General features: G+C 67.1%; 14 protein-coding genes. 6 read left to right on the top strand and 8 right to left on the bottom strand.

Going from position 1 to position 16,846, the window contains the following annotated elements:
• Window positions 1-10: 10 nt before the first annotated feature.
• The 6 genes from IED13_RS09455 to lysM form a co-directional block, all read right to left on the bottom strand.
• Window positions 11-952, bottom strand: coding sequence for a c-type cytochrome (locus tag IED13_RS09455; protein WP_191124007.1), 942 nt, complete (start codon window positions 950-952; stop codon window positions 11-13).
• Window positions 953-1,145: 193 nt separating this feature from the next.
• A complete protein-coding gene (locus IED13_RS09450; protein WP_191124006.1) occupies window positions 1,146-1,577 on the bottom strand; it encodes a c-type cytochrome in 432 nt (143 codons plus the stop codon).
• Window positions 1,578-1,720: 143 nt separating this feature from the next.
• Window positions 1,721-4,030, bottom strand: coding sequence for a xanthine dehydrogenase family protein molybdopterin-binding subunit (locus IED13_RS09445; RefSeq protein WP_191124005.1), 2,310 nt, complete (start codon window positions 4,028-4,030; stop codon window positions 1,721-1,723).
• Between the two features lie 100 nt (window positions 4,031-4,130).
• The gene (locus IED13_RS09440) at window positions 4,131-5,087 is read right to left on the bottom strand and encodes a YiiG family protein (RefSeq protein ID WP_248312500.1); all 957 of its coding nucleotides are present in this window, start codon (window positions 5,085-5,087) and stop codon (window positions 4,131-4,133) included.
• 48 nt (window positions 5,088-5,135) lie between these two features.
• A complete protein-coding gene (locus tag IED13_RS09435) occupies window positions 5,136-5,453 on the bottom strand; it encodes a rhodanese-like domain-containing protein (protein ID WP_038358691.1) in 318 nt (105 codons plus the stop codon).
• A gap of 177 nt (window positions 5,454-5,630) precedes the next feature.
• Entirely contained in the window at window positions 5,631-6,074 is a 444-nt protein-coding gene (gene lysM, locus IED13_RS09430; protein ID WP_038358692.1) for a peptidoglycan-binding protein LysM, read from the bottom strand.
• Window positions 6,075-6,279: 205 nt separating this feature from the next.
• Here lysM and IED13_RS09425 point away from each other — a divergent pair, with 205 nt between their 5' ends.
• Window positions 6,280-6,711, top strand: a complete 432-nt coding sequence (locus IED13_RS09425; protein ID WP_038358693.1) for a GlcG/HbpS family heme-binding protein — start codon at window positions 6,280-6,282, stop codon at window positions 6,709-6,711.
• A 98-nt stretch (window positions 6,712-6,809) separates the two neighbouring features.
• Window positions 6,810-7,868: an NAD(P)/FAD-dependent oxidoreductase gene (locus IED13_RS09420; protein WP_191124004.1), complete on the top strand. Its 1,059-nt coding sequence runs from the start codon at window positions 6,810-6,812 to the stop codon at window positions 7,866-7,868.
• 145 nt (window positions 7,869-8,013) lie between these two features.
• Here the strand turns inward: IED13_RS09420 and IED13_RS09415 are convergent, their stop codons facing one another.
• On the bottom strand, window positions 8,014-10,515 hold the full coding sequence (locus tag IED13_RS09415; protein WP_191124003.1) for a glycosyltransferase family protein: 2,502 nt from the start codon (window positions 10,513-10,515) through the stop codon (window positions 8,014-8,016).
• Window positions 10,516-10,739: 224 nt separating this feature from the next.
• Window positions 10,740-11,978 (bottom strand): urate hydroxylase PuuD, encoded by a 1,239-nt coding sequence (locus tag IED13_RS09410; RefSeq protein WP_191124002.1) that lies wholly within the window; start codon window positions 11,976-11,978, stop codon window positions 10,740-10,742.
• Window positions 11,979-12,114: 136 nt separating this feature from the next.
• On the opposite strand from IED13_RS09410, the gene uraH reads away from it, so the two are divergent.
• The 4 genes from uraH (at window position 12,115) to IED13_RS09390 (ending at window position 16,826) form a co-directional block, all read left to right on the top strand.
• Complete coding sequence (gene uraH / locus IED13_RS09405; RefSeq protein ID WP_112764057.1) at window positions 12,115-12,468, top strand: hydroxyisourate hydrolase; 354 nt, start codon at window positions 12,115-12,117, stop codon at window positions 12,466-12,468.
• Between the two features lie 79 nt (window positions 12,469-12,547).
• Window positions 12,548-13,969: an allantoinase PuuE gene (puuE, locus tag IED13_RS09400; RefSeq protein WP_191124001.1), complete on the top strand. Its 1,422-nt coding sequence runs from the start codon at window positions 12,548-12,550 to the stop codon at window positions 13,967-13,969.
• A gap of 72 nt (window positions 13,970-14,041) precedes the next feature.
• On the top strand, window positions 14,042-14,221 hold the full coding sequence (locus tag IED13_RS09395) for a hypothetical protein (protein ID WP_038358699.1): 180 nt from the start codon (window positions 14,042-14,044) through the stop codon (window positions 14,219-14,221).
• Between the two features lie 127 nt (window positions 14,222-14,348).
• Window positions 14,349-16,826, top strand: a complete 2,478-nt coding sequence (locus IED13_RS09390; RefSeq protein WP_133563211.1) for a glycogen/starch/alpha-glucan phosphorylase — start codon at window positions 14,349-14,351, stop codon at window positions 16,824-16,826.
• The last annotated feature ends 20 nt before the right edge of the window (window positions 16,827-16,846 follow it).

Here is a 16,846-nt window from a genome sequence, read left to right as displayed (position 1 = left end):
AACCTCCGGCCTACTTCTTCCCTTGCGGCCGCGGCGGGGTCGCCACCGCCGGCAGCGATTTGAGATATTCCGCCATCGCGGCGCGGTCGGTGTCGGAGAGCTGCGCCATGTTGCGCACCACCTCCGCCATCGGGCCGCCGACGCTGTCGAAGCTCGGGGTGAAGCCGGTCTTCAACAGCTCCGCGATCTCCTCCTTCGACCATTTGCCGAGCCCGTCGGCCTCGTCCTGGGTGATGTTCGGCACGGTGCCCTTGCCCTCGGGATCCGGTCCGCCGGCGAAGCGCGTCGCCGGGATGACGGCGCCGAACGCGTTGCGGCTGGAATGGCACTCGGCGCAATGGCCGGGACCGTTCACCAGATAGGCGCCGCGATTCCAGGCCTCGCTCTTGGTCGGATCGGGCTTGAAGGAACCGCCCTGGAAGAACAGCAGCTTCCAGCCGCCGACCAGACGCCGGATGTTGAAGGGGAAGCGCAGTTCATGCGCCGGCGCCCGGCCCTCGACCGGCGGCAAGGTGCGGATATAGGCGAAGAGATCGGCGAGTGCCTTGGGCGGGATCAGCCGGTAGGAGGTGTAGGGAAAGGCGGGGTAGAGATGCTCGCCCTGCCGCCCGATGCCAGCCGCCATCGCATCGACGAAATCCTGGACGCCCCAGTTGCCGATGCCGTCGCGCGTATGCGGCGAGATGTTGGGCGCGTGGAAGGTGCCGAAGGGCGAGGCCAGCGCCAGCCCGCCGCCGAGCCGCGTGCGATCACTCTGTCCCGGCGTGGCATGGCAGGAGGCGCAGCCGCCGGCCGCGAAGAGCAGCTTGCCGTTCTCGAGGTCGGGCGCCGGCAAGGCACCGATCTCCGGCGCGGGCGAGACGATGCGCGGGTCGGTCAGCAGGTAGAAGCCGCCCAGCGCGACGGCCGCCAGCAGGACGAGCGTGACCAGAAGGCGGCGCAGCAGCAGCATCGCGAACTCCCCAATCCCTTCGGCAGACCGGTCCATGACCGTGCCGCCCCAGGGCGGCGCCGTGAACAGGCTACCTCACATCAACCTAACTCTAACGTGGCGGCCGCGCGAAAGCTCCCATCCGAGACGAAAAAGCGGGCGGCCAGCCATGGCGCCCGCTTCACCGCGCAGCTTTGGACGGCCCGGCCGCAGCTCACTTCTTGATGCGGTAGGCCTCGTGGCAGGCGCCGCAATTCTTGGTCGCCGCACCGAAAGCGGTGCGGAAGTCGGCGAGATCGCCGGCCTTGGCGCCCGCCTCCGCATCCGCCTCGAACTTGGCGAAGGCCGCCTTGAACCCGGCCTGATCCTCCCAAACCTTCGGCGAGGCCGTGGTCTCGCCCCCGCTCCTGGAGCTGTCGGGGAACAGCGCCGGCATCTTCTTGGCGGCATCGGCATAGGTCTTGAAGACCGACTGCGCCTTGCCCGCATCGAATGGCATGTCGCCCTTGGCCATGGCCGCGCCTTCGCGCGTCGCGGCGCTGACCGCCTTCATCGTCTGCTGACGTTCGGCGATCGGGTTCGTCTCCGCCATCGCGGCGGTGGCGCCGAGCGCGAGGCTCAGGAGCACGAAAGCGGTGCGGATCATTCAGGTCCCCTTCGAGGCAAGGTCGCAATCGTCCCGGCGCCGGACGGCGCTGTTTTGAACTCGTCCAGATCAAACGATGATCGCGACGCCGCCAAGTCGCTTTTGCGTGAGCGGACTTGCAAAGCTGCAAATCCGCCCTTGCATCAAAGCCGGTAGCCGGCCTCCTTCAGCGCGTTGAACACCTTCACCGGCGTCGCCGGCATGTCGATCGCCTTGATCCCGGCGGCCCGGTCGAGCGCATCGACCATCGCGTTCATCACCGCCGGGCAAGCCCCGATGGCGCCGGCCTCCCCCGCCCCCTTCACGCCGATGGCGTTGGTGAGGCAGCGGACATTGCGCGTCTCGAAATGGAAGTTCGGCACGTCGATGGCGCGCGGCAGCGCATAGTCCATGAAGGTCGCGGTCAGCATCTGGCCGTCGGGATCGAAGCGGATCTCCTCCATCAGGGCCTGTCCGATGCCCTGCACGGCGCCGCCATGGACCTGGCCCTGCAGCATCAACGGGTTCAGCGTCACGCCGAAATCGTCGACCACCACATAGTTGAGGATCTCGGTCTGGCCGGTGCCGGGGTCGATCTCGAGCTCGCAGACATGGGTGCCGTTCGGATAGGTCGCCTCCGGCGGCGTCCAGCTCTGATGGACCTTGAGCATCGTTGGCGTCGCCCCCGGCAGCGCCGCGATGGCGGCGAGGTCGAGCTGCTTGTCCGTGCCGACGATCCGAACCGCGCCATTGGCGATCTCGAGGTCGCCCACGGCCGCCTCGAGCGTCTCCGAAGCGAGCTGCTTGAGGTTGTCGGTCAGGATCTCCGTCGCCTTGTTGAGCGCCGCCCCGCCCACGGGGATCGAGCGCGAGCCGCCGGTGCCGGAGCCGGTCTCGACCCGGTCGGTATCGCCCTGCACCACGCGGATGCGGTCCATCGGGATGTCGAGATGCTGCGAGACGAGCTGCGAATAGGCCGTCTCATGCCCCTGCCCGTTCGACTGCGTGCCGATCAGCACGGTCACCATGCCGTCCTTTTCCAGGATCACGGTCGAGCTTTCCGGGCCGCCGCCGCCGCAGGCCTCGATATAGCTGGCCATGCCGATGCCGCGGATCTTGCCGGCCTTGGCCGCAGCCTTGTGGCGGGCCTTGAAGCCCTTCCAGTCAGCTACCTGCATGGCATGGCGCATATGGCCCTCGAACTCGCCGGAATCGTATACCGGGCCGGTTTGGGTCTTGTGCGGCATCTCGGACGGCTTGACGAAGTTCTGCGCCCTCACCGCGTCCGGCGTCTTGCCGGTCTCACGCGCGATGGCATCGACCAGCCGCTCGATCAGATAGGCGGCCTCGGGGCGCCCAGCGCCACGATAGGCGTCGATCGGCGTGGTGTGGGTCAAGACGCCGCGGAACAGCACATGCACGGCCGGGATGTTGTAGCAGCCCGGCGTCATCGTCGTGCCGACCCAGGGGATGAAGGGCCCGTATTGCGAGAGCCACGCCCCCATCTCGGCCGAAAGATCGACCTTGAGGCCGATGAACTTGCCCTTGGCGTCGAGCGCCATGGTCGCGGTGGCGAGGTTGGCGCGGCCATGGGTGTCGGCGAGGAAATGCTCGTTGCGGTCGGCGACCCAGCGCACCGGGCGCTTCAGCTTTTCCGCCGCGATCATCGCCAGCGGATATTCCCGGTAGAGGAAGATCTTGGTGCCGAAGCCGCCGCCGACATCCGGCGTCACCACGCGGATGCGCTTCGGGTCGACCTTGAGCACATAGGTCGCGATGAGGTCGCGCATGCCATGGCTGCCCTGGCTGCCCAGCGTCAGCGTCCAGCGCTTCTCGGCCTTGTCGTATTCGGCAACGCAGGCGCGCGTCTCCATGTAGTTGGAGGCCAGCCGGTTGTTGACGATGGTCAGGGAGACCGTGCGCGCCGCCTTGGCGAAGGCTTTCTCGGTCTTCTCGCGGTCGCCCTGCTCGGCCTCGAAGGCGACATTGCCCGGCCTGTCCGCCCAGACCTGCGGCGCGCCCTTCGCCAGCGCTTCTTCGATGCCGGTCACGGCCGGCAGCGGCTGCCAGTCGATCTCGATCGCCTCGGCGGCGTCACGCGCCTGCGCCAGCGTCTCGGCCACGATGAAGGCGACGGCCTCGCCGACATGGCGCACGGTATCGCGCGGCAGCACAGGCACCGGCAGCGATTGCGACATCTCGCCCGAGACGGTCTTGATATGGCCCTTGCACGGCAGGTCGCCGTATTCAGCGACATCCTCGCCGGTCAGGACGAGCTTCACGCCCTTCATCCTGCGGGCTGTCTCCTTGTCGCGGATGGTGAAGCGCGCATGGGCATATTGCGAGCGCAGCACATAGGCATGCAGCGCGCCTTCAACCGCGATGTCGTCGGTATAGCGGCCGGTGCCGGTGGTCAGGCGCTGATCCTCGACCCGCCGCACGGGCTGGCCGAAACCGAATTTCATGGGACGCATGAGGCATATCCTCAGTTGGCTCTAATGAAAGAGTGGAACAGAAACCGCATGTCGTCAGCCCCGGCGCCCTATGCGTCGGGGCTGCGTTCAACGCATTGCGTCAGCGGGAGAAACGCACCGCCGATTCCGAAAGCGTGATCATCGTGTTGTAGCTGCTCACGATCCAGTTGGCGTCGTTCGCCGCGCCGCGCCGGACATCGCCCTTGCTCTTGGCGAGCTTGCTGCTGAAATCGCGCAGCCTGCCGAGCCAGGAGCTCGCCTGGCTGTCCACGAAAAGCGACTTGCCCGGGTTCTTGTCCTTGAAATCGTCCATCTCGCGGACCGCCCCGGCATAGCCGGCGACCGCGGCATCGAACGCCTTGAGATCGACGATCGGCTTCTCGTTCGACGGCATCAGGTCGATGACCGCCCGGGCGTTGACCATCACGTTGCGGACCTGCCAGCGCGCGGACTTGCCCTCGCGGCTCTCCAGCGCGGCCAGCTCCTGCGCGTCGAGCGCCGTCTTGTAGACGCGCATGCCGGCGTCGAGCCTGGCGCGCAGCTCGAGGAAGGTCTTCGCCGCCGGCACCATCTGCGCATGCAGCTTCTGCCCTTCGGCAAGGTTGTCGTCGCGATAGTCCTTGCGGTCATAGTAGCGCTCGGCCCGAGTGATCAGCGGCGCCAGCTCCTGATAGGCCTTGATGTAGCTGAGCACCGTCGCGTCGATCTCCGGCAGCTTCGGCGCGCGCGCCGCCGCCTCTTCCGCCTTCTGGATCTCCCCGGTGACGTCGTAGAGGCTGTAGAGCCCGTAATCGATGTAGCGCTCCTTGCCGGTCGGCCCCTTCTTCATGTCGACCCAGCTCGCATAGCGCTCCCAGGACTGGATCGCGCGCAGCGTGCGGTTCATCAGCGCCGTATAGGCGTTCGACTTGGAGATGGCGGCCTGCAGCTCGGCCTCGCCCGCCGGGGCCGAGGCCGCGCTCTGGGCCGGAACGCCCTGCGCCGACACCATCGCTGGCGAGGCGGCGACGATGGCGGCGGCACAAACCGCGCTGCGAAGCAGAATACGGATAGGCATGGCAGTAATCCTGGTCTTGAACGGGCCGGCGGAACGCGACCCATCCGGTCAGTCGAAGGAGATCGCCTCCCCCCGCATCGCCCAATCCTTGAACCCGCCGACATAATGGCTGTCGATGTCGAGCCCGGCCGATTGCGCGAAGGCCAGCGCATGCCGCGAGCGGACGCCCGCTGCGCAGGAAAAGACGATGCGCTTGCCCGGCTCGTCCGGCAGGTCGGCCGGGTCGAACTGGGAGAGCGGCCGCGAGACGGCTCCGGGAATATGCCCGGCTGCGAACTCATGCGGCTCGCGGACATCGACGAGCAGGATCGAGCCCTCGGCGAGGCCCGCCTTGATATCGTCGATGTCGAGGTCGTTCACGGTCATGGCGGGTCGCTTCCTTCGCTGCATCCGGAAGCGGAGATAAGGCGGCCGCGCCCGAACGCCAATGCCTCAAACACCCCGAAACGGCGGTGCGGCATGACACGCGGTTTCCTTGTCGCGGCGTCGCGCATGATGGGCCGGCTCCGCGCCGAGGCGCGGAGCCGGCGATGGAAGCTTGGATCAGCCCAGCGGCGGGATGCGCAGCACCCAGCCCGGCTGGATCAGGTCGGGATTCTTGACCGGAGGCGTATTGGCCTTGACGATCTCGTTGTATTTCGCGCCCTGCCCCTTGCCGTAATGCTCCTCGGCGATCTTCCAGAGCGTGTCGCCCTTCTTCACCGTGTAGAACACCGCGGCCGGAGCCTCCTTGTTGACGACCAGGTCGGACTCGACCTGGGCGACACCGGTGGTGTTGCCGAGCGCGAGGATGATCTTCTCCGCCTCTTCCGTCGAGACGGCCTTGCCGGAGACCTTCACCTTGTCGCCGTCGATCTGGATGTTGACGTCGGACGGCAGGCCATGGCCAGCCAGTTCCTTCTGTAGGTTATCGGCCGTCGCGGCATTGGCCGGGGTCGATCCGAAGATCTTGGCACCGGCTTCTTTGATGAAACTGAACAGACCCATGGATACCTCCTTGGTTTGGCAAGCCATCAAGCCCGGTCTGAACGTCCTGCGCAAGGCTTGCTTGCCGATTCCGTCCGAAGTTCAAGCAGTCTAACCCGGTTTGCGGTCATTTTCTCCGTGGGCGCACGACAGTTTGCCGACAGCCGCGCTTCACCGCACGCCGCGCGGCTGGCAAAACACGCATCCTTACAGAATCGGAGTTCCCATGATGCTGACGCTCGCCCAGGCCCAGGCGATTCTCTCCGCCGCACTCGCCCACGCCACCGAAAACGCGTTCAAGCCGCTCGCCATCGCGGTCATCGACGCGCGCGGCGCACAGAAGAGCTTCGCTGCCCAGGACGGCACCAGCCTCAAGCGCGGAGAGATCGCGTTCGGCAAGGCCCATGGCGCGGTCGCGCTCGGGCTCGGCTCGCGCGCGCTCCACAAGATGGCGCAGGACCGGCCCTATTTCATCGAGGCGGCCACCCATGCGGTCGGCGGCCTGCTCATGCCCGTGCCCGGCGGCGTGCTGATCCGCTCGTCCGAGGGCGAGCTGCTCGGCGCGGTCGGCATCTCCGGCGATACCTCCGACAATGACGAGGCCGCAGCGCTGGCGGGCATCGCGGCAGCCGGTCTGCGTGCCGAGACTGGCGCCTGAGCCCGATCCGGACTTGCCAAGCAGCAGGCGAAGGCTCATCTCCACCTCCGGCAAAGTTCGTTAAAACGCACGGTTTGGACCGGATCGAAGGCAGGACCATGAGCGACGCGGCAGCCAACGAAAACGAAGTCATCACGACGGACGTCGTCATCGTCGGCGCCGGGCCCTGCGGCCTGTTCGCCGTCTTCGAGCTGGGCCTGCTCGACATCCGGGCCCATCTCGTCGACATCCTGCCGAAGGTCGGCGGGCAATGCGCCGAGCTTTACCCGGAGAAGCCGATCTACGACATCCCCGGCTTCCCAATGGTCACCGGCCAGGCGCTGGTCGACAACCTGATCGCCCAGATCAAGCCCTTCGGCCCGACCTTCCATCTCAACCAGATGATCGAGTCGGTCGAGCCGACGGGCAGCCCCGAGGCACCGCGCTTCCGCGTCACCACCGACGCCGGCACGGTCTTCGACACCAAGACGGTCGTCATCGCCGCCGGCGGCGGCTCCTTCCAGCCCAAGAAGCCGCCGATCCCCGGTATCGAGAACTACGAGAACGGCTCCATCTTTTATGCCGTGCGCAGGATGGAGGCCTTCCGCGGCCGCAACATCCTGATCGTCGGCGGCGGCGACTCGGCGCTGGACTGGACGCTCAGCCTCCAGCCCGTCGCCGCCCGCGTCACGCTGATGCACCGCCGCGACGATTTCCGCGCCGCGCCGCATTCGGTCGAGCAGATGCGCACTCTCGTCGCCGAGGGCAGGATGGACATGAAGCTCGGACAGGTCACCGGGCTCAAAGGCGAGAACGGCAAGCTCGAGGCCGCGATCTGCCGGGACAATGCCGGCGAAACCTTCGAGATCGCCTGCGATACGATGCTGCCCTTCTTCGGGCTGACCATGAAGCTCGGCCCCATCGCCGATTGGGGCCTGAACCTTCACGAGAACCTGATCCCGGTCGACACCGAGAAGTTCGAGACGAGCGTGCCCGGCATCTTCGCCATCGGCGACATCAATGCCTATCCGGGCAAGCTGAAGCTGATCCTCTCCGGCTTCCACGAAGCCGCGCTCTGCGCCCAGAAGGTCCACCGCTACGTCTATCCGGAGAAGCGGCTGACCTTCCAGTACACCACCTCCTCGACCAGCCTGCAGAAGAAGCTCGGCGTCGCCTGAGATCGCGCAGCGACCCTGAATCGTCATTGCGAGAAGCGAAGCGACGAAGCAATGCAGGGAGGACTGGGCTGAACGCCTCGTCCGGCCCTCCCGGATTGCTTCGCTACGCTCGCAATAACGGGGACCGGTTGGGTCGCTTTCCCGCTCAGTGCGCCTCGGTCTCGCCGAAGATCCGGGCGGAGGCCGTGCCATTGCGCGACGCGGCGCCCGGCTGGGTGGCCCCGAGGCCGAGCGAATCGCGCACGGCCGGCGAGGGTCCCGCCAGGATCCGGTCCGCGCCCGGCGCTGCCACGATCTGCGGCTCGTCCGGATCGTAGGGCGGCGGCGGCGGCAGGTTGTCCTCCGGCTCCTGCGGCGAAATCCGCGCCCTCAGCTCCGCGATGGCGCCCGAAAGCGGCTGGAAGCTGAAGGTGACCTTGTGCGTGCCTGCCGGCACCTGCACGGCGCGGAACAGCACATTGGCCTTGAGAATCTCGGTGTCGACGCCGTCGACCTGCGCGCGCCACCAGGGGTGCCAGACATCGTTGAGCACGACGAAGCCCGCGGCCGGCGTGGTGACCTCGACCTCGACTTCGGTGTTGCGGTATTTCGTCAGCTTGACCTCGGCCTGCACCGCGGCCGGTCCCTCGGGCGCGGCGACCGGCGGCTCGGCGTCGAGCAGCACCGCCTGCTGCGGGTCGATGTCGGGCCAGCGGCCCGAGAGCTTCATGCTCTCGAAATCGGCGAAGGCCCAGCCGCCGACGAACTGCACGCGCGGCAGGGCGTTCGGGTTCTCGTAGACATAGCCCTGCTTGGTCCGGGCGAGCAGCGTCAGATCACCCGGCTTCAAGGTGCGGTCGACCTGCTCGATCGGCACGGGCGAGGCGATGTAACGCAGGCCGAGCAGGTTCGCGAGCCGGCTGTTGTAGGAGGGGAACAGCGGCGTGAACTTGCGGTCGCCGGGATTGGCGATGCCGTCCCCGGTGCCGACCGCCTCAGAGAAATCCTCGAGGCGCAGGGGGTTGTAGCCCAGCGTATGGTCGAAGCCGTGCACCATGCCGGCATTGGGCCACTCGAAGCCCATGCCGAGCAGCTCCACCCGGTCGCGACGGGGCGACCCCGCCGGCTGCGCCGTCAACTGCTTGAGCAATGCGATGGTCTGGTTGTGCGTCGTCGGCCGCAGCACGTCGTAGAGCTGCGGCGGAAGCGCGGTCGATTCGTTCGGGCCGTTATTGACGCCGAGATCGGAGGCGACGACGCCCGTCACCAGCACCATCGCCGCGACCGGCGCGAGCGCCCCGCGCCAACGCTGCAGGACGACAAGCAGCGCCACGGCCGCGCCGAACCAGCCCAGGGCCGCCAGAACGGGCGCCCACGCATCGCCGAGATGCCCTTCGCTGCGCGAGAGCAGCATCGCGACCAGCGCCACGGCCAGCACGATCGCGCCGCCGATCAGCAGATCGCGCCGGAAGGAGATGCCTTCGGCCGTCAGCATCCGGTGCAGCACATAGCCGGAGAGGATCGCCCCGAGAGCGCCGATCAGGAAGGTCGCATCGGCCGGACGGCGGAACATCTTCACGCCCGGCAGATAATCGTAGAGCACCTGGAAGACCGGCGTGTAGCGGCCGAGCGCATACAGCACCATGAACAGCAGGAGCAGCGTCAGCGGCCTGACCGCCTTGTCCCAGAGCCAGCCGCGCGTCAGCCCCGGCGCGATCAGCAGCAGCATCGGCAGCGCGCCCATATAGATCTGCGCCATGTTCTGCGACAGGGTCAGATCCTTCACCCAGTTCGGGTTGAGATAAGGCCCCCAGAACGTGACATTCGGGTTCTTCGCGCCGAAGAGATCGCCGACGAAGGCGGTCAGCAGCGACGCCGGATGCAGCGACCCCGTCGTCGCCACGCCCAGACCGATCTCCGGCCGCGTCGTCGCCTCGGCGAAGAGCCAGGTCCAGAGCAGCGGCACCGTGATCACGGCGAGGCCCGCGGCGCTCGCCAGCGCGGCGGGGACGAGCGAGGCCCGGACGGACGGCCAGCCGCCGGAAATCCAGTGTGCCAGGACCATACCGATCAGCACATAGCCGCCGAGCATCGCGACCTGGTCGGGCTTCAGCACCATCAGCCCGGCAGCGAGCCCGGCGAAGACGCCGGCCCAGGCCGAGCCGCGCTGCAGCATCCGCGCCGTCAGCCAGAAGGCGATGGCGAAGAAGGCCAGGCTCTCGATCTGCCCGATATGCTGGATCCGCCAGGACGCCGAGGCGCCGAAGGCGAAGACGAGGGCCGCCATCAGCCCGCCGGCCGGATGCCAGCCGCGGTCGCGGAAGAACATGATCACGGCAAAGCCGGCCACCAGCAGATGCAGCAGCACGAAGGCATCGACCATGCGGAAGCCCGGCGCCGGCGAAAGCAGCGCCAGGATGATCGCGGGCGAGAAGATCAGCGATTGCGGATCGGCGACCTGCGGCGAGCCGGCGAAGACGTTATGGTTCCAGAAGGGCGACTGCCCCGAGTGCAGCGCCCGCGCCAGAAACTCGACCTGCGCCTGGAAATGCGCCTTGGCGTCGAACGGAATCGTCACCGACCCCGAAAGCCAGGGCCAGCACAGGACGACCCATGCCACAACGAAAGCGATGGCCGCCAGCAGGTAGCCGGCGCCCCTTGCATTCACCAAGCGTCTCAAACGGACCCCCACGGTCCCAAGGCGCGAACGGCTCCTTCATGGAACCTCCCTTCGGCCTTTTAGTGGAGCAGGACATTGGTGGTGTGCAGATGAACTGAATCTGAACGCAATCACGGACCCGTGAGCGAATTGCGTAAAAGCTGAACGAAGGCCGAATCCGATCGCCGAAACAGACGGCTTTCGACCGGCAGCGATACGCCGCCGAAACCGTCTCAGCGTGGTTTTTCGGCGAGCCAGGCGGCCAGAACCCGCCGCTCGCCTGCCGTCATGCCGGAGAGGTTGTTGGGCGGCATCGCATGGGTCATCACCGCCTGCGACCTGATGGCGCGGGCATGGATGGCGATCTGCTCGGGACCGTCGAGCAGCACGCCCTTCGGCGCGATCTGGATGCCGGGCCAGGACGGCTCCGGCGCATGGCACATCGCACAGCGCCCGGTGACGATGTTGGTCACCTCCGCCGGCGGCAGAGCCATCCCCGCCAGCAGCACAGGCCTGCCCGGCTCGCGCGGCTTCAGGCCGAGCTGCTCGCGCCCGCCGGGCGAGGCCGACATCGCCACCCAGAAGGCAAGCCAGAGCGCCAGGATCGCCACCGCCCAGCACCACCAGGGCGATTTCGCATGGTCGGCATGGCGGACATTGAAGAAGTGCCGGATCAGCGCGCCGGCCACGATCACCAGCGCCACCAGCAGCGGGATCGCCGCCGGATTGGCATAGGTCACCGGATAATGGTTCGACAGCATCAGGAACAGCACCGGCAGGGTGATGTAATTGTTGTGCGTCGAGCGCTGCTTGGCGGCCTTGCCGTATTTCGGATCGGGCTTTTCGCCGGCGGTCAGCGCCGCGATCACCTTCCGCTGGCCGGGCATGATGTTGAAGAAGACATTGGCGGTCATGATCGTCGCCATCAGCGCGCCGGTATGGATCAGCGCTCCGCGCCCGGAAAAGACGCTGGCGAAGGCCCAGCTCGCCGCCACGACATAGCCGAAACCGATCAGCCCCAGCCAGACGTCGTGCTTCCCGAGCGGCGACCGGCACAGCCAGTCATAGATCAGCCAGCCCCCCGCCAGCGCCGCGATGCCGATCGCCCCCGCCGCCAGGGGCGAGAGCTGCATCACCGCCGGATCGATCAGGTAGAGCTCGGACTGGGCATAATAGACCCAGACCAGCAGGAAGAAGCCCGAGATCCAGGTCCAGTAGCTCTGCCATTTGTGCCAGGTCAGCTCCGCCGGCATCACGGCGGGCGCGACCATGTATTTGCGCATCTCGTAGAAGCCGCCGCCATGGACCTGCCAGGCGCGCCCGCCCTCGCCCGGCGGGATATCCGGCGCCGGCCGCAAGCTGGCATCGAGATGGATGAAGAAGAAGGAGGAGCCGATCCAGGCGATCGCCGTGATGACGTGGAGCCAGCGCAGCATCATGCTGCCCCATTCCATCAGATAGGCGCTGAGCATCGCGGGTCGCTGTCCTCGTTCGGGGGCGGGAACGGCGCCACGCGCCGTTGGACTTCGCCCCAGGGCAAATTACGGTTGAGCGCGGTCGGCATGCAAGTTGCTGACCCGGAAACGCAAGGCGATGGAAAGGCCGGACATGGCAGGGCTGACGACGCACATCCTGGATACGCATGGCGGGCGCCCCGCCGCCGGCGTCGCGGTCTCGTTGCGCCGCATCGGACCGGAGGGCGCCGAGACGCTCACCGAAACGGTCACCAATGCGGATGGCCGCACCGACGCTCCGCTCCTGACGCCGGAGGCGACGCGGCCCGGCATCTACGAGATCGACTTCGCCATCGGCCCTTATTTCCGCGAGCGCGGCGTCACGCTGCCGGAGCCGGCCTTCCTCGATGTCGTCACCGTCCGCTTCGGCCTCTCGGAGGTGACGCGGCACTACCATGTCCCGCTCCTCGCCTCGCCTTATGGCTACACCACCTATCGGGGAAGCTGAGACCGCGCAGGCCGCGCTTTGACGCGATGACGCCGCCACTTAGGATCCTCAGCTGAATCAGTTTGCGAGCACCTTTCCGATGACCGACACCACCTATCCGCGCGACCTCAAGGGCTATGGCCGCGACGCCCCGCATCCGCATTGGCCGGGCGAGGCCCGCATCGCCGTCCAGTTCGTCGTCAACTACGAGGAAGGCGGCGAGAACAACATCCTGCACGGGGACGCGGCCTCCGAAGCCTTCCTCTCCGAGATCGTCGGCGCGGCGCCCTGGCCGGGCCAGCGCCACATGAACATGGAGTCGATCTACGAATACGGCTCCCGCGCCGGCTATTGGCGGCTGTGGCGGATGTTCACCGAGCGGAATATGCCCGTGACGGTCTTCGCGGTTGCCAGCGCGCTGGCGCGCTACCCCGAGATCGTCGGCTCGATGCAGGAAGCCGGCTGGGAGATCGCGACCCACGGCCTGAAATGGATCGACTATCGCGACGTGCCGCGGGAGCGCGAGCGCGCCGACATCCTCGAAGCCATCCGCATCCAGACCGACTTGACCGGCGAACGCCCGCTCGGCTGCTACCAGGGCCGCACCTCGCAGAACACGATTCCGCTGACGATGGAGGAAGGCGGCTTCCTCTACACGGCCGACGTCTATGCCGACGAATTGCCCTATTGGCTCTCCGGTCCGAAGGGTCCGCAGCTCGCCGTGCCCTACACGCTCGACGCCAACGACATGCGCTTCGCCACGCCGCAGGGCTTCAACAGCGGCGACCAGTTCTTCGCCTATCTGAAAGACTCGTTCGACACGCTCTACGCCGAAGGCGAGACCGCGCCGAAGATGATGTCGGTCGGGCTGCATTGCCGCCTCGTCGGCCGGCCGGGCCGCGCCGCCGCGCTCGCCCGTTTCCTCGACTATGTGAAGAGCCATGACAGGGTCTGGGTGGCGACGAGGCTCGACATCGCCCGCCACTGGGTCAGGACGCACCCGCCCGAAGGCGGCTATACTCCCTCCAAACTGCCGAAAGCTCTCTTCGTCGAGGTTTTCGGCCGCGTCTGGGAGCACTCGCCCTGGATCGCCGAAGCGACCTACGATGCCGGGATCGGCCCCGCGCAGGACACGGCCGAAGGGCTGCACGCCGCGATGACCGCCATCATGCGCAAGGCCGGGCCGGAACAGCAGAAGGCGCTGCTTGCCGCCCATCCCGATCTGGCCGGCAAGCTGGCGGCAGCCGGCGAACTGACGCCGGAATCCACCGGCGAACAGGCCTCCGCCGGCCTCGACCGTCTGACCGGCGACGAGCGCGTGCGCTTCACCGCGCTCAACGAGGCTTACAAGGCCCGCTTCGGTATTCCCTTCATCATGGCGGTGAAGGGCGCGAGCAAGGCCGCGATCCTCGACGCCTTCGAGACGCGCCTCAAAAACACGCGCGAACAGGAGTTCGCGACCGCATTGGGACAGGTCGAGACGATCTCCCTGCTGCGGCTGAAGGATCTGCTGCCGCGCTGATCCCGCTCGTGGCACGGCGGAACCCTCCCCTCCACCATCGCGTTGATAGCGCGGTATCGAGAGGAGAGTTTCGTGTTCCGCCTGCTTCTGGTGATCATCGTCCTGGTCGTCGGCTACGACGCCGTCGTTCATCAGGGTGCCTATACGCGTGAAGCCTGGAACAGTATCGTCAGGCTGACGGATTCCTCGGTTGAGGGCGCAAAACAGCTCGGCGGGCGTGTCCGTGACGACGCCCGCCCGGGCGGCAATTGACCGGCGCCCGAAACCAGCACGCGGGGCCGTGCGGCAGCTTCATACCGCACTGCGGCAAATTCGGCTGGACACCCGCCGGCAATCCCCTGACACTCCCGGCGCTCGAAACAGCCAGGGAAGACCGCGCGTGACCGAGACCGCCACCAGCCCGCAGCCAGCCGTCCATTTCGAGCCGGACGATCAGGTCGAGCGGCTCAAGGCCGAGATCCTGCGCAAGCTCGCCTATTCGCTCGGCAAGGACCCGGCGGTCGCCCAGCCGCACGACTGGCTGACGGCGGGCATCCTGGCCGCGCGCGATCACGTCGTCGATGTCTGGCAGCATTCCACCCGGGAGAGCTACGACACCGGCCGCAAGCGGGTCTATTACCTCTCGCTCGAATTCCTGATCGGCCGCTCCTTCGCCGATACGCTGAACAATCTCGGCCTCACCGGCCCGTTCGCGCAGGCGATGCGCGAGCTCGGCGTCGACCTCAACGAGATCGAGACGATCGAGCCCGACGCCGCGCTCGGCAATGGCGGTCTCGGCCGGCTCGCCGCCTGCTACATGGAGGCGATGGCCTCGACCGGCGTGCCGGCGCTGGGCTACGGCATCCGCTACGACCATGGCCTGTTCAAGCAGCGCATCGACGGCGGCAAGCAGATCGAGGTGCCCGAGGACTGGCTCTCCTTCCGCAATCCCTGGGAGTTCGAGCGGCGCGAGAGCGCCTACAAGATCGGCTTCGGCGGCTCCGTCACCGGCACGGACAAGCCGGGCGAGATCTTCTGGGCGCCGGAGGAGACGGTCTTCGCCGTCGCTTATGACACGCCGATCGTCGGCTGGCGCGGGCGGGAAGCCACGACGCTCAGGCTCTGGCGCGCGCGCGCCATGCACCCGCTCTCGCTCGACGCCTTCAACCAGGGCGACCTGATCGGCGCCGTCGCCGAGCGCAATCGCGCCGAGGCGATCTCCAAGGTGCTCTACCCCAATGATTCCACGCCGACCGGGCAGGAACTGCGCCTGCGGCAGGAATTCTTCTTCACCTCGGCCTCGCTGCAGGATCTCGTGCGCCGGCACTACCGCCAGTTCGGCCGGCTCGACGATCTTGCCGACAAGGTCGCGATCCAGCTCAACGACACCCATCCCTCGCTGGCCGTCGCCGAGCTGATGCGCCTGCTGATCGACCAGCACAAGATGGATTGGGAGCAGGCCTGGGAGGTCACCAACGCGACGATCTCCTACACCAACCACACGCTGCTGCCGGAGGCGCTGGAGACCTGGCCGGTCGCGCTGATGGAGCGGCTGCTGCCACGCCACATGCAGATCATCTTCGGCATCAATGCCCGCTTCCTCGACGGCGTGCGGCGCGAGCAGCCGGATGCCGACCTGGCGACGCTCTCGCTCATCGACGAGTCCCATGGCCGGCGCGTGCGCATGGCCCATCTCGCCTTCGTCGGCTCGCACAAGGTCAACGGCGTCTCGGCGCTGCATTCCAACCTGATGAAGGAGACGGTCTTCGCCCCGCTCCACAGGGTCTTCCCGGACCGCATCACCAACGTCACCAACGGCATCACGCCGCGCCGCTGGCTGTTCAACGCCAATCCGGGGCTGACGAAGCTGCTGAAGGAGACCTGCGGCGAGGCGGTCCTCGACGATATCGGGCTGATCCGCCGCTTCGGCGCCCATGCCAGCGACAAGGCCGTCCACGAACGCCTGATGGCCATCCGCCGCGAGAACAAGCTGAAGCTCGCGAAGATCATCCGTCAGGATTGCGGTGTCACCGTCGACCCCGATGCGCTCTTCGACGTCCAGATCAAGCGCATCCACGAATACAAGCGCCAGCTCCTCAACATCCTCGAGACGATCGCGCTCTACGACGCCATCCGCTCCGAGCCCTATCGCGACTGGGCGCCGCGCGTGAAGATCTTCGCCGGCAAGGCGGCCTCGAACTACGCCACGGCCAAGTCGATCATCAATTTGATCAACGACGTCGCGGCCGTGGTGAACAACGATATCACCACCCGCGACCGGCTGAAGGTGGTCTTCCTGCCGAACTACAATGTCAGCCTGGCCGAGGTCATCATCCCCGCCGCCGACCTCTCGGAGCAGATCTCCACCGCCGGCATGGAGGCGTCGGGCACCGGCAACATGAAGTTCGCGCTCAACGGCGCCGTCACCATCGGCACGCTCGACGGCGCCAATATCGAGATCGGCGAGCGCGTCGGCGCGGACAACATCGTCATCTTCGGCATGACGGCCGAACAGGTCGAGGCCGCCAAGCGCAATCCGCGCCCGACTGCCGAGGTCATCGCCGCGACCCCGCATCTGGAAGGCGTGCTCGACGCCGTGGCGGGCGGCGCCTACTCGCCCCGCGAGCGCGGGCGCTACCAGGGCCTCGTCGATGGCTTGCGCGCCAATGACTGGTTCATGGTGCTGAACGATTTCGAGAGCTACCGGCAGGCGCAGCGCCATGTGGACGGCCTCTGGGCCGATCCGGCGACGTGGTGGCGCATGTCGGTGACGAACACGGCCCATTGCGCCTGGTTCAGCGCCGATCGCGCCATCCGCGAATATGCCGAGCGGATCTGGAACGTGCCGGTGGGCCTGCCCGCCCAGACAGCAGAATGATCGCCGCGGCGCGTCATGCT

Origin of the sequence: Allobosea spartocytisi (genome assembly GCF_014764685.1) — a bacterium.
Classification (GTDB): Bacteria; Pseudomonadota; Alphaproteobacteria; order Rhizobiales; family Beijerinckiaceae; genus Allobosea; species Allobosea spartocytisi.
This window is presented reverse-complemented; position numbering and strand designations above follow the sequence as displayed.

Coding starts and splice junctions, on each gene's coding strand:
- IED13_RS09455 (WP_191124007.1), bottom strand. CDS start 952: ATGCTGCTGCTGCGCCGCCTTCTGGTCACGCTCGTCCTGCTGGCGGCC.
- IED13_RS09450 (WP_191124006.1), bottom strand. CDS start 1,577: ATGATCCGCACCGCTTTCGTGCTCCTGAGCCTCGCGCTCGGCGCCACC.
- IED13_RS09445 (WP_191124005.1), bottom strand. CDS start 4,030: ATGCGTCCCATGAAATTCGGTTTCGGCCAGCCCGTGCGGCGGGTCGAG.
- IED13_RS09440 (WP_248312500.1), bottom strand. CDS start 5,087: ATGCCTATCCGTATTCTGCTTCGCAGCGCGGTTTGTGCCGCCGCCATC.
- IED13_RS09435 (WP_038358691.1), bottom strand. CDS start 5,453: ATGACCGTGAACGACCTCGACATCGACGATATCAAGGCGGGCCTCGCC.
- lysM (WP_038358692.1), bottom strand. CDS start 6,074: ATGGGTCTGTTCAGTTTCATCAAAGAAGCCGGTGCCAAGATCTTCGGA.
- IED13_RS09425 (WP_038358693.1), top strand. CDS start 6,280: ATGATGCTGACGCTCGCCCAGGCCCAGGCGATTCTCTCCGCCGCACTC.
- IED13_RS09420 (WP_191124004.1), top strand. CDS start 6,810: ATGAGCGACGCGGCAGCCAACGAAAACGAAGTCATCACGACGGACGTC.
- IED13_RS09410 (WP_191124002.1), bottom strand. CDS start 11,978: ATGCTCAGCGCCTATCTGATGGAATGGGGCAGCATGATGCTGCGCTGG.
- uraH (WP_112764057.1), top strand. CDS start 12,115: ATGGCAGGGCTGACGACGCACATCCTGGATACGCATGGCGGGCGCCCC.
- puuE (WP_191124001.1), top strand. CDS start 12,548: ATGACCGACACCACCTATCCGCGCGACCTCAAGGGCTATGGCCGCGAC.